8 protein-coding genes are annotated in these 12940 nt (G+C 63.4%); 4 read left to right on the top strand and 4 right to left on the bottom strand.

Annotated elements, in window-relative coordinates; all coding sequences use genetic code 11:
- The first annotated feature begins 11 nt into the window (after positions 1–11).
- Positions 12–983, top strand: a complete 972-nt coding sequence (locus ACN9MY_RS16120; protein WP_426317894.1) for a thymidylate synthase — start codon at positions 12–14, stop codon at positions 981–983.
- Here ACN9MY_RS16120 and ACN9MY_RS16115 read toward each other — a convergent pair.
- From ACN9MY_RS16115 to carA, 4 genes are read right to left on the bottom strand one after another with little or no spacing between them, the layout of a single operon-like run.
- Complete coding sequence (locus ACN9MY_RS16115) at positions 980–2506, bottom strand: M48 family metallopeptidase (protein ID WP_426317893.1); 1527 nt, start codon at positions 2504–2506, stop codon at positions 980–982. The two genes, ACN9MY_RS16120 and ACN9MY_RS16115, sit on opposite strands and share 4 nt — an antisense overlap.
- Positions 2507–2519: 13 nt before the next feature.
- Positions 2520–4253, bottom strand: coding sequence for a methyl-accepting chemotaxis protein (locus tag ACN9MY_RS16110; RefSeq protein WP_426335732.1), 1734 nt, complete (start codon positions 4251–4253; stop codon positions 2520–2522).
- Between the two features lie 3 nt (positions 4254–4256).
- On the bottom strand, positions 4257–8075 hold the full coding sequence (gene carB / locus ACN9MY_RS16105; RefSeq protein WP_426335731.1) for a carbamoyl-phosphate synthase large subunit: 3819 nt from the start codon (positions 8073–8075) through the stop codon (positions 4257–4259).
- Positions 8068–9225, bottom strand: a complete 1158-nt coding sequence (carA, locus tag ACN9MY_RS16100; RefSeq protein WP_426317890.1) for a glutamine-hydrolyzing carbamoyl-phosphate synthase small subunit — start codon at positions 9223–9225, stop codon at positions 8068–8070. Before carA ends, carB begins: the two co-directional genes overlap by 8 nt.
- A gap of 214 nt (positions 9226–9439) precedes the next feature.
- Here carA and ACN9MY_RS16095 point away from each other — a divergent pair, with 214 nt between their 5' ends.
- The 3 genes from ACN9MY_RS16095 to ACN9MY_RS16085 all read left to right on the top strand — a co-directional run bounded on the left by ACN9MY_RS16095 (position 9440) and on the right by ACN9MY_RS16085 (position 12827).
- A complete protein-coding gene (locus ACN9MY_RS16095; protein ID WP_426335730.1) occupies positions 9440–9922 on the top strand; it encodes a dihydrofolate reductase in 483 nt (160 codons plus the stop codon).
- Positions 9923–9924: 2 nt separating this feature from the next.
- Entirely contained in the window at positions 9925–10488 is a 564-nt protein-coding gene (locus tag ACN9MY_RS16090; RefSeq protein ID WP_426161396.1) for a DUF4337 domain-containing protein, read from the top strand.
- Between the two features lie 83 nt (positions 10489–10571).
- Positions 10572–12827, top strand: a complete 2256-nt coding sequence (locus tag ACN9MY_RS16085) for an Orn/Lys/Arg decarboxylase N-terminal domain-containing protein (protein ID WP_426161395.1) — start codon at positions 10572–10574, stop codon at positions 12825–12827.
- Positions 12828–12940: the final 113 nt, after the last annotated feature.

The following is a 12940-nucleotide window of genomic DNA, read 5'->3' as shown; positions in this document are numbered from 1 at the left end:
CGGAGAATCGCATGAAGCAGTACAAGGAATTGATCAGCACCGTGCTGGAACAAGGAAGCTGGCAGGACAACCGCACCGGCATCCGCACCCTCAGCGTGCCGGGCGCGATGATGCGCTTTGACATGAACGACGGCTTCCCTGCCGTGACGACCAAGAAGCTGGCCTTCAAATCGGTGGTTGGCGAGCTGTGCGCCTTCCTGCGCGCCTCGCGCAGCGCCGCCGACTTCCGTGCCCTGGGCTGCAAGGTGTGGGACCAGAACGCCAATGAAAACGCCCAATGGCTGGCCAACCCGCACCGTACCGGCACTGACGACCTGGGCCCGGTGTACGGCGTGCAGTGGCGCCAGTGGCCGGGCTACAAAGTGCTGGACGCCACCGCCGCCGCGCAGATTGCGGACGCAGAACGCAACGGCTTCCGCCAGGTCGCCCCGCTGGACGAAGACGGCGTGCAGAAAGTGTTGATGTACAAGGCCATCGACCAGTTGCGCGAATGCCTGGACACCATCGTCAACAACCCCTCCAGCCGCCGCATCCTGTTCCACGGCTGGAACCCGGCCGTGCTGGACCAGGTGGCGCTGCCGGCCTGCCACCTGCTGTACCAGTTCATCCCGAACGCCACGACGCGCGAGATCTCCCTGTGCCTGTACGTGCGCAGCAACGATATCGGCCTGGGCACGCCCTTCAATATCGCAGAAGGCGCCGCCCTGCTGCACCTGGTGGCCCGCCTGACCGGCTACCAGCCGCGCTGGTTCAGCTACTTTATCGGCGATGCGCACATTTACGAGAACCACATGGACATGGTGCAGGAGCAGTTGAAGCGCGAGCCGCTGCCGCTGCCGCGACTGCACATCAATAGCCGCGTACCCGCTTTCGCCGAGACCGGCAAGTACGAACCGGAGTGGCTGGAGAAGATCGAGCCTTCCGACTTCACGCTGGAAGGCTACCAGCACCACGCGCCGCTGACGGCGCCGATGGCCGTTTAAGCCGGTTCGTCCTGGGGCACGATGCTGCCCCACCAGCGGTTGGCAACGGCTTCGCCGTCCCTCTCCAGCAAGAACTGGTAGCCGCGTTGTGCGGCTTCCTCCAGCAGGCGCGGCTCATTCAGCGCGGCCTCGCGCAGGTGGTCGACGCCACGGCGGTCGCCTTCGGCCACCAGCACGCGTCCATACATCAGCGAGGCGCGCGGATACGGGCCGCCGCCGCGCTTCATCAATTCGACCAGCGCCGGCTTGGCGGACGCGGTGTCTTCGAAGTCCAGCTTCAACGACGCCAGCTCCAGCAAATCCTGCACCGAAAGTTTCGACAGCGGCGATGCCGACAGCTCGCCGATGCGGACACGGGAATTCTGCACCTGGCGGAAGCGGTGAACCCAGCCGCGTGAATTGACGTCCCACCAATCCTGGTCCAGCTCCGCTTCCAGTTTCTTGCCGACGCCGGAGGCCAGCATCACGTCTGCAGCGCAGGTATCGACCGGCGGCGGCAGGACCGGCGCCATTTCGATGGCATCGAGCCGCTCGCGCAGGCAGGGATGGGTGTCGTCAAGATCCGAACGCGTGGCCCAGGCGGCGTCCAGCGCCTTCCTGGTGGCCCATTCGTCGTAGTTGGCCTTGATCGCCAGGCGCATGGAGGAGAACGGCATGAACGGCGGACGCTCCAGCCGATCCGCGTTCTCGTACATGCTGGGCCAGAAGTCGCGGGCAATCCAGTCGCCGAGCAGGCGGGCGCGTACCAGCATCTGGGAGGTCGCCGTGTGGCCAGCCATGTCGACGGCGGTCTGGTCGGCCTCGTATTCGTCCTGGCGCGACAGGACGAAGGTATAGGCGCTGTAATAAGGGAAGAAGCGCTTCAGGGCGCGCACGATCGCCGCGCTCACGACATTGTCGTCCGCACTGCTCTCCAGGTGCTGGTACATGGCGACGAACAGGCGGCGCTGGCGATAGATCCTGGTGGACCCTTTGGCGTGGTCGCCGCACAGGTGGCCGTATTCGTGGGCCAGCACGGCCAGCATCTCCTTCGGCGTGGAGCCGAGCAGGAACGGCAGCCCAACCAGCAGGTAGTTGCGGTAGCCCCCGAAAATGCCGAATCGGGCATGCTGCACGATCGCCGCATTGTATTCGTCTGTAATCAGCACGTGCTCGATACGCGGGCCATTCAGCTTGCCGTACAGCTTTTCGAGGATATCGAACAGCTTGGGCGCTTCATCGCGGACCAGTTCACGCCCGGTCGGCGGGTCCAGTCGCATGAGCATCACGCGCAGGATGACAAAGATCAGGGAAAGGAGGAACAGGCCGGCCAGGCCAGCCTTGATCATCGCAAAGGCACGGTGCGACTCGATTGCCCATTGCACCAGCATGGCGAATAACGCAAGCAGCCCGGCCAGCAACCCGAACAGGGTTGCATAGGCGGCCAGGCTGATGGCAAATACCTTGCGGCGGAAGGCTTCCGGGCTGGAATTTGAATCCAGCTCCAGCCGTCGGACTAAGTGCTCAAACGCTTTGTATTCCAATCATGCTCCTTCATTAAAACTCTTCCCAGTCTCCTACCTCGCTATTGGCAACCTTGCGCGATGCGGCTCCCTTGCCGTCGCGCTGCACCGGCTTGGCCTTGGCTGGCAATGCAGGCTTGGTGCGTACTGCCTGGATCACGGCGCGGGCCTGCACGGCGGCAGGATGCTCGCGGCGCTCGCTGTCGATCTGGAACACGCTGACAACTTTCGACAGGCTGTTGGCCTGGTCTTGCAGGGCCGTCGACGCCGAAGCTGCCTCTTCCACCAGCGCCACGTTCTGCTGGGTGATTGTATCCATCTCGGTGATGGCCTGGTGGATTTGTTCCAGGCCGGCAGTTTGTTCCTGCGTAGCACTGGTAATTTCCCCCATGATATCAGTCACGCGCTGAATGCTCGACACGATTTCCTTCATTGTGTGTCCGGCCTGGTTGACCAGCTTGGCGCCACTTTCCACTTTGCCAACAGAATCGTCGATCAACTGCTTGATTTCCTTGGCGGCAGCGGCCGAACGCTGCGCCAGGTTGCGCACCTCGCTGGCAACCACCGCGAAGCCGCGGCCCTGCTCGCCGGCCCGGGCAGCTTCCACGGCCGCATTCAGGGCCAGGATATTGGTCTGGAAGGCGATACCGTCGATGACCGCGATGATGTCCACGATCTTGTTGGACGACTCGTTGATCGAGCCCATGGTTGCCACCACCTGTTCAACCACTTCCCCGCCCTTGGTCGCCACCGATGATGCCGAAACGGCAAGCTGGTTGGCCTGGCGCGCATTGTCGGCGTTCTGGCGCACGGTGCTGGTCAGTTCTTCCATCGAGGAGGCGGTTTCTTCCAGCGAGGCGGCCTGTTCGCCGGTGCGGTCGGACAAGTCCATATTGCCGGCCGCGATCTGCGCCGACGCGCTGGAGATCGTGTCGCTGCCGCCGCGTACTTCGGCCACGATGGCGGCCAGGTTGTCGCGCATCTTGTCCAGGGCGCGCAGCAATTCGCCGAATTCGTTGTCCGCATGCTTGGTGGCCTGGCCTTTCAGGTCGCCATCGGCGACGCGGTGCGCCACGTCCATGGCTTCCGCCAGCGGCTCGGAAATCGCCTTCAGCAGCACCAGGCCGGCGAACACGCTCAACGCCAGGCCGCCGGCCAGGACCACGGTGACGGTGGTGCTGTTGCGGCTCAGGCCGGCCGCGACCGCGGCGGCATCGGCCTCGATGCGCTTGTCGGCGTGCTCGGACAGCGCTTTCAGTGCGCCGTCGCCAAGGCGGTAGGACGGGTTGAGTTTCTTGATCAGCACCGTTTCCGCATCGTCCCAGCGCCCTTCCCTGACGGCGGCGGTGGCGGCACGGACGTGCTCAACGCCCAGGCCGTCGCTCTTGGCGAACCAGTCTTCGGCCAGCTTGCGCTCCTCCGGCAACTTGATGCTGGCCAGGTAGCCTTCCCAGCGCTTGTTCACGCGCGCCGTGACTTCGTCGACGATGTTGAAGTGGTTGGTCAGCGGGTGGTCGTGCAGCTTGCTCCAGGCCAGTTCGGGATTGTGCTGCAAGGCCTGCAGGATCTGGCTGCGGCCCGTTTCCATGTCCAGGCGAATAGCATTGCGCTCCGCGATGTTCTTCTGGTTGGAGACCGTCACGTCTTTCACCAGTCCGACCGAGCGCTCCGCGCTCAGGATTCCGAGGCCGCCAATAATCGCCAGCAGGCCAATCAGCAAACCCAGCACACCAACCAGCAGGGTCTTGATCTTGAAATTATTGAACATCGCTCACTCCTTTACCAAACATTTGAAAAACTGATGCAAACGGCCACGCAACTCCGAGACTTCCTCGAACTCGATGTAGGTGATATCCACCAGGTCGTCGAGTTCGCGCAGCAGCGTGGTCTTGATCGGCGCGCCTTTCCACACCAGGAACAGGATAGGCGTTCGGCGGCCCTTGAATATGTGATAGCTCAACTCGAATGCACTGCTTTCGCTCATTCCGACGCGGATGTTGACCATGACGTCCGCCTGGTCCAGCAATGCAAGCCGGTGGCGGCGGAAATTCTGCGGCGTGAAAGGCAGGCCCTGCTTGCGCTCGAACGAGGAGCGGAAGGTTTCCGCGCTCTCGGCCTGCAAGCCGGTGAGGTAGTCGAAGACGTGCGGCAGGCCGTTGGCGCTGTCGATCATCTGCATGATTTCACCGATCATGCGCTGCTGGCGTTCGTCCGATTCCGTGAAGGGCTGGCGAATGAATACTTTCAGCGGCTCCACGCCGACGCTGCGCTGGCGCGATTGCGCACGGCGCTCCGGCATCTGCCAGGCGGCCGCTGCCAGGTCCGCGGCGCCCGGCACGGGACGCGGCGCGGGCGGCGGCACCTCGCGCCGTTCGCTGCCGCCCATGGCATGCAGCTCCTGCAGCGAACGCACGCCGGTGTTGCCGGCGTGCTTGCGCGCTTCCGCCGCTGCCTCGGCCGCTGCAATGGTGGTAAACATCACCGTGCCGGAGGCCAGCGCCGCAGTGCGCAGGCTGCGCGTGGCCGCAATGGCGATGCGCTTCTCGTCCACCGTGACCACGGCCATGGCGATCTCGCGCAGGGCCAGCAGCCCAAGCAGGGTTTCGTCCTCGATGGTGTTGACGGGCACCTCGCCAGCTTCCAGCACTGCGGCAGTCACTTCGCTGGCGCACAGCTGGTAGCCGGCATCGGCCAGCTCCCGGGCCAAGGCGACAGCGCGCGCCTGGTCGGCCTTGCGCACGCGCATATAGACATAGCCCGCCAGCGGGATGCGCACGCCGGCGCCCAGTTCAGCCTTCAGGAAAGCCTCGCCGAAGGTGGTTCCGGTCCCCATCACTTCGCCGGTGGATTTCATTTCCGGCCCAAGGATGGTGTCAACGCCCGGGAATTTCGCAAATGGCAATACAGACTCCTTGACGCTGTAATAAGGCGGAATCACTTCCGCGGTAACGCCCTGCTCGGCGAGCGAACGGCCGGCCATGCAGCGCGCTGCAACCTTGGCCAGCTGCACGCCGGTCGCCTTCGATACAAACGGTACGGTGCGCGAAGCGCGTGGATTCACTTCCAGCACGAAGATCCGGTCCAGCATGCGGCCGTCGGCTTTCTGCCGCTGCACCGCGAACTGCACGTTCATCAGGCCGACCACGTTCAGGCCGCGCGCCAGGCGCACGGTCTGGCGCTTGATCTCGGCCACGGTGGCCTCGGACAGCGAATAGGGAGGCAGGCTGCAGGCCGAATCGCCCGAGTGGATGCCGGCCTGTTCCACGTGTTCCATCACGCCGCCGATCACCACGTCGGCGCCGTCGCTGACGCAGTCCACGTCCACCTCGATGGCATCGTTCAGGAAGCGATCCAGCAGCACCGGCGAGTCGTGCGAGACCTTGACCGCCTCGCGCATGTAGCGCTCCAGGTCGGCCCGTTCGTGCACGATTTCCATGGCGCGGCCGCCCAGCACGTACGATGGGCGCACCACCAGCGGGTAGCCGATCTCCTCGGCCATGGCCACGGCTTGCTGCTCGTTGCGGGCGGTGCGGTTCGAAGGCTGGCGCAGATCCAGCTCGAACAGCAGTTTCTGGAAGCGTTCGCGGTCCTCGGCGGCGTCGATCATGTCGGGCGAGGTGCCGATGATCGGCACGCCGTTCGCCTCCAGCGCCAGGGCCAGCTTGAGCGGGGTCTGGCCGCCGTACTGCACGATCACGCCTTCGGGCTTTTCGATGGCGACGATTTCCAGTACGTCCTCCAGCGTCAACGATTCGAAATACAGGCGGTCGGAGGTATCGTAATCGGTCGACACGGTTTCCGGGTTGCAGTTCACCATGATGGTCTCGTAGCCATCCTCGCGCATCGCCAGCGCGGCATGCACGCAGCAGTAATCGAATTCGATGCCCTGGCCGATCCGGTTCGGGCCCCCGCCCAGCACCATGATCTTGCGAGCGCCGGTCGGCTGTGCCTCGCATTCCTCGTCGTAGGTCGAATACATATAGGCGGTGCGGGTCGCGAACTCGCCGGCACAGGTGTCGACGCGCTTGTACACCGGACGGATGCCCTGGGCGTGGCGCTGCTTGCGCACCGCGTCTTCATGCACGCCCAGCAGGTGCGCCAGGCGGCGGTCGCTGAAGCCTTGCTGTTTCAGGCGGCGCAGCACGTCTCGGTCGAAACCGCCCAGCTGCTGGGAAGCCACCCATTCCTCGACTTCCACCAGGTCATGGATCTGGGCCAGGAACCACGGGTCAATATGGGAAAGGCGGTTCACCTCCGCCAGCGACATGCCTTGCGCGAAAGCTTCGCCGACGTACCAGATGCGTTGCGGGCCCGGCAGGCGCAGTTCCTGTTCGATCACGTCGCGGCCGGTGGCGATGCGCTGCAGGCCGTCCACGCCGATGTCCAGGCCGCGCAGCGCCTTCTGGAACGATTCCTGGAAGGTGCGCCCCATGGCCATCACTTCGCCCACGGACTTCATCTGCGTGGTCAGGCGGTCATTGGCGCCGGCGAATTTCTCGAAGGCGAAGCGCGGGATCTTGGTGACCACGTAGTCGATCGCAGGTTCGAACGAAGCCGGGGTGGCGCCGCCGGTGATATCGTTTTGCAGCTCGTCCAGCGTAAAGCCCACCGCCAGCTTGGCGGCCACGCGGGCAATCGGGAAGCCGGTGGCCTTGGAAGCGAGCGCCGAGGAGCGCGACACACGCGGGTTCATCTCGATCACGATCATGCGGCCGTCTTGCGGATTGACTGCGAACTGCACGTTCGAGCCGCCGGTATCGACGCCGATCTCGCGCAGCACGTTCAGCGACGCGTCTCGCATGATCTGGTATTCCTTGTCGGTCAGGGTCTGCGCCGGGGCTACGGTGATCGAATCGCCGGTATGCACGCCCATCGGGTCCAGGTTCTCGATCGAGCAGACGATGATGCAGTTGTCCTTGCGGTCGCGCACCACTTCCATCTCGAACTCCTTCCAGCCGATCAGCGATTCCTCGATCAGCAGTTCGGACGTCGGCGACAGTTCGAGGCCGCGCAGGCAGATGGCGGTGAATTCATCGGCATTGCGGGCGATGCCGCCGCCGCTGCCGCCCATGGTGAAGGACGGACGGATAATTACCGGGAAGCCGAGGCGTTCCTGCGCCTGCCAGGCTTCGGCCATGGTGTGGGCGATGCCGGAACGCGCCGACTGCAGGCCGATGCGCTCCATGGCTGCCTTGAACTTGGCGCGGTCTTCCGCGCGGTCGATGGCTTCCGGCGTGGCGCCGATCAGCTCCACGTTGAAGCTTTCCAGGACGCCGTGGCGATGCAGGTCCAGCGCGCAATTCAGCGCGGTCTGGCCGCCCATGGTAGGCAGCACGGCTTGCGGGCGCTCTTTCTCGATGATCCGTGCCACGGTTTCCCAGGTGATCGGCTCGATATAGGTCACGTCGGCCATGCCCGGGTCGGTCATGATGGTGGCCGGGTTGCTGTTGACCAGCACCACTTCATAGCCTTCCTCGCGCAGGGCCTTGCAAGCCTGGGCGCCGGAATAATCGAATTCGCATGCCTGGCCGATGACGATCGGGCCGGCGCCAATGATCAGGATGCGCTTGATGTCGGTACGCTTAGCCATGGCGCGCGCCCTCCATCATGCTCACGAAACGGTCGAACAGCGGCGCCAGGTCGTGCGGCCCGGGCGACGCCTCGGGGTGGCCCTGGAAGCAGAACGCCGGCTTGTCGGTGCGGCGGAAGCCTTGCAGCGAACCGTCGAACAGGGAAATATGCGTGACTGCGCAGTTATTCGGCAGCGAATCGGGATCGACGGCAAAGCCGTGGTTCTGGGAAGTGATCATTACGCGACCGGTTTCGATATCCTGTACGGGGTGGTTGGCGCCGTGGTGGCCAAATTTCATTTTCATGGTGCGGGCGCCGGAAGCGAGCGCCATGATCTGGTGCCCAAGGCAGATGCCGAAGGTCGGCACGCCGCGCTCGATCAGTTCGCGCGCGGCTTCGATCGCGTAATCGCAGGGTTGCGGGTCGCCCGGCCCGTTCGACAGGAAGATGCCGTCCGGGTTCAGTGCCAGCGCGGCGGCGGCGCCGGCTTTCGCGGGCAGCACCGTGACGCGGCAGCCGCGCTGGGCCAGCATGCGCAGGATATTCGCCTTCACGCCGAAGTCGTAGGCGACCACGTGGCAGCGCGGCTGCATCTGGCGGCCGTGGCCCTGGCCCAGCATCCATTCGGTCTCGGTCCATTCATAAGGGGCGGCGGTGCTGACGGTTTGCGCCAGGTCCATGCCCGACAGGCCCGGAAATTCGCGCGCCAGGCGCAGCGCTTCCTCCGCCGCGCCGCCGGCGATGATGGCGCCGGACTGGGCGCCCTTCTCGCGCAGGATGCGGGTCAGCTTGCGGGTATCGATGCCTGCAATCGCCACCACGCCCTGCTCCGTCAACCAGCTCGACAGGTCCTGCTCGCTGCGGAAGTTCGAGGCCATGAAAGGCAGGTCCTTCACCACCAGGCCGGCCGCATGGATCAACGGCGCTTCGCCGTCTTCACGGTTGACGCCCGTGTTGCCGATATGCGGATAGGTCAGCGTGACAATCTGGCGGCTGTAGCTTGGGTCGCTCAGGATTTCCTGGTACCCGCTCATGGCGGTATTGAATACGACTTCGCCGGCTGTCGACGCGTTGGCACCGATCGAGATGCCTTCGAACAGGGTGCCATCAGCCAATGCGAGAATAGCGCGCCCGGCATTCCCATTGGGATGCTTGAGTGGGTGTTTCATCAGGGGTTCTCCTGGGGTCCATATCGTTATAAAACCAATAAACAGAATTACTCAGCAGTAATTCCTAGCGCGCTGGAAGCTACGATACGCCGGCACACCCCCGCCAAAACTATCCAAATTTCACAAGGCCCTGTTCGGGCGCGAAAATAAATTGCGGTGGCGCAATTCCGCAACGTGACCGAAGTGCAAAGTGCTCCGATATATAATGTCGGCCATGACAAAATTGACCATCATCGTTGCCACTGACTCCAGCAATGGCATAGGTATCAACAACACTCTTCCATGGCACTTGCCGGAAGACCTGGCGCACTTCAAGCGCCTCACTTCCGGCCATCCGATTATCATGGGCCGCAAGACCTTCGATTCGATCGGCCGGCCTTTGCCCAACCGCCGCAATATCGTCATCAGCCGCAATGCCGATTGGCGGCACGAGGGCGTGGAGCGCGTCGGCTCGCTGGAAGAAGCGCAGGCCCTGGTCGCCGGCACCGACGAGGCTTTCGTGATCGGCGGCGCGCAGGTCTACCAGCAAGCCTTGCCGCTGGTTGACAGGCTTGTCATCACCCGCATCGGCCGCAGCTACGAGTGCGACGCCTTCTTCCCGGCGCTGGCTGCCGGCCAATGGCGGGAAGTGGCGCGCGAGGATCACGTTTCGGCAGCCGGGCTGCCTTATTCATTCATTAGCTTTAGCAGGAACTAAACATGTCCGGACACGGTTTCCACGTCCACGGCCCGCATGACCACGCCGTGGAACACGCAGCACACAGCAACGACAAATTCTCCGGCAATATCGCCGTGACGACGGCTATCCTGGCCACCGTGGGCGCCATCTTCGGCTACCAGGGCGGGGCCACGCAGAACGATGCCGCCCTGTTCAAGAACAATGCGGCCATCGCCAAGACCGAAGCGTCCAACCGCTGGAACTACTACCAGGCCAAGTCGTCCAAGCAGAACCTGGCCGAACTGGCCATGACCCTGCCGAACGTCGATCCGAAGCGTTACGAAGCGGAAGTGGCGCGCTACAAGGAAGAAAAGTCGGCAATCAAGAAAGATGCCGAGGAGTGGGAAGCCAAGTCGGCCGAATGGGACCATAAATCCGACCATGCCCTGCACAAGCACCACCAATGGGCGCTGGCTACCACGGCTGAACAAATTGCTATTGCGCTGGCCGCAATCACCCTGCTGACCAACCGTAAATGGCTGATGTATGCCACCTACGGCGTGGCCGCGGTAGGCCTTGGCCTCGGCGTGCTGGCAATGCTGTAAAAAAATCCACCACCGGGGAATGTTTTCTGCGATACTCCCGGTCTTATTTTTTTGAGGCGCTTGGTCGCGCCTGGAGAACATCGATGAAATTCCGCTTCCCCATCGTCATCATCGACGAGGATTTCCGTTCCGAGAACACGTCCGGCCTGGGTATTCGCGCCCTGGCCGCGGCGATGGAAAACGAAGGCATGGACGTCCTGGGTGTGACCAGCTACGGCGACCTGGCGCAGTTTGCGCAGCAGCAGTCGCGCGCCTCGGCCTTCGTGCTGTCGATCGACGACGAAGAGTTCGGCGGCGGCACCCCGGAAGAAACCGACTTCGCGCTGGCTTCCCTGCGCGCCTTCGTTTCCGAGATCCGCCACAAGAACGCCGACATCCCGATCTACCTGTACGGCGAAACCCGCACTTCGCGCCATATCCCTAACGATATCCTGCGCGAGCTGCACGGCTTCATCCACATGTTCGAGGACACCCCGGAATTCGTGGCGCGCCACATCATCCGCGAAGCCAAGTCCTACCTGGACAGCCTGGCGCCGCCCTTCTTCCGCGCCCTGGTGCACTACGCGAACGACGGCTCCTACTCCTGGCACTGCCCTGGCCACTCCGGCGGCGTGGCCTTCCTGAAGTCGCCGATCGGCCAGATGTTCCACCAGTTCTTCGGCGAGAACATGCTGCGCGCCGACGTCTGCAACGCGGTGGAGGAACTGGGCCAGCTGCTGGACCACACCGGCCCGGTCGCCGCGTCCGAGCGCAACGCCGCCCGCATCTACAACGCCGACCACGCCTACTTCGTCACCAACGGCACTTCCACCTCCAACAAGATGGTGTGGCATTCGACCGTGGCGCCGGGCGACATCGTCGTGGTGGACCGCAACTGTCACAAATCGATCCTGCACTCGATCATCATGTGCGGCGCGATCCCCGTGTTCCTGATGCCGACCCGGAACAACCTGGGCATCATCGGCCCGATCCCGCTGGAAGAATTCTCGATGGAGAGCATCGAGCGCAAGATCGCCAACAACCCGTTCGCCCAGGCTGCGGCCAACAAGAAGCCGCGCATCCTGACCATTACGCAGTCGACCTACGACGGCGTGGTCTACAACGTGGAAACCCTGCGCGAAATGTTGGACGGCAAGATCGACACCCTGCACTTCGACGAAGCCTGGCTGCCGCACGCCACCTTCCACGACTTCTACAAGAACATGCACGCGATCGGCAAGGACCGTCCGCGCGCCAAGGAGTCGATGATCTTCTCGACCCAGTCGACCCACAAGCTGCTGGCCGGCCTGTCCCAGGCTTCGCAGGTTCTGGTGCGCGACTCCGAGACCGTGAAGCTGGACAAGGATGCCTTCAACGAGGCCTACCTGATGCACACCTCGACCTCGCCGCAGTATTCGATCATCGCCTCCTGCGACGTGGCGGCGGCCATGATGGAAGCGCCGGGCGGCACCGCCCTGGTGGAAGAATCCATCCTGGAAGCGCTGGACTTCCGCCGCGCGATGAAGAAGATCGACGAGGAATGGGGCCAGGACTGGTGGTTCAAGGTCTGGGGCCCGGACAGCTTCGCCGAAGAAGGCATCGGCTCGCAGGAAGACTGGATCTTCACCGAAGAGAGCAAGAAGTGGCACGGCTTCGGCGACCTGAAGCCGGGCTTCAACATGCTGGACCCGATCAAGGCCACCATCGTCAACCCGGGCCTGTCGCTGGACGGCCAGTTCGGCGAGACCGGCATCCCGGCCTCGATCGTGACCAAGTACCTGGCGGAACACGGCGTGATCGTCGAGAAGTGCGGCCTGTACTCCTTCTTCATCATGTTCACCATCGGCATCACCAAAGGCCGCTGGAACACTCTGCTGACCGCGCTGCAACAGTTCAAGGACGACTACGACAAGAACGCCCCGATGTGGCGCATCCTGCCGGAGTTCTCGGCTGCCAACCCGCGCTACGAACAAATGGGCCTGCGCGACCTGTGCCAGCAGATCCACGACTTCTACAAGGCCTACGACGTGGCGCGCCTGACCACCGAGATGTACCTGTCGGACATGGTGCCTGCCATGAAACCGTCGGACGCATTCGCCAAGATGGCGCACCGCGAAATCGAACGCGTGGCGCTGGACGACCTGGAAGGCCGCATCACGTCGATCCTGCTGACGCCTTACCCGCCGGGCATTCCGCTGCTGATCCCGGGCGAGCGCTTCAACAAGACCATCGTGGACTACCTGCGTTTCGCGCGCGACTTCAATGAACGCTTCCCAGGTTTCGAGACCGACGTGCACGGCCTCGTGAAGCGCGAAGTAAATGGCCGCAAAGACTACTTCGTCGACTGCGTCAAGCAATAAATCTGCACTGTGGATCGTGCGCCGCACCGCGGCGCACGATTGAGCAAGCTCAACGCTACGCTTCCTGAATTCGCACTATAGTTGACGTCCTGTCCTTTCAGGAGGGGCGACTA

Source organism: Pseudoduganella sp. R-31 (genome assembly GCF_049913235.1).
Classification (GTDB): Bacteria; Pseudomonadota; Gammaproteobacteria; order Burkholderiales; family Burkholderiaceae_D; genus Rugamonas.
The sequence above is the reverse complement of the archived record's forward strand: the minus strand, read 5'-3'. Positions and strand labels throughout refer to the sequence as shown.

Bases quoted from the DNA above. Each gene is read 5' to 3' on its own strand.
- carB (WP_426335731.1), bottom strand. From the start codon at position 8,075: ATGGCTAAGCGTACCGACATCAAGCGCATCCTGATCATTGGCGCCGGC.
- ACN9MY_RS16090 (WP_426161396.1), top strand. From the start codon at position 9,925: ATGTCCGGACACGGTTTCCACGTCCACGGCCCGCATGACCACGCCGTG.
- ACN9MY_RS16120 (WP_426317894.1), top strand. From the start codon at position 12: ATGAAGCAGTACAAGGAATTGATCAGCACCGTGCTGGAACAAGGAAGC.
- ACN9MY_RS16095 (WP_426335730.1), top strand. From the start codon at position 9,440: ATGACAAAATTGACCATCATCGTTGCCACTGACTCCAGCAATGGCATA.
- ACN9MY_RS16085 (WP_426161395.1), top strand. From the start codon at position 10,572: ATGAAATTCCGCTTCCCCATCGTCATCATCGACGAGGATTTCCGTTCC.
- carA (WP_426317890.1), bottom strand. From the start codon at position 9,225: ATGAAACACCCACTCAAGCATCCCAATGGGAATGCCGGGCGCGCTATT.
- ACN9MY_RS16110 (WP_426335732.1), bottom strand. From the start codon at position 4,253: ATGTTCAATAATTTCAAGATCAAGACCCTGCTGGTTGGTGTGCTGGGT.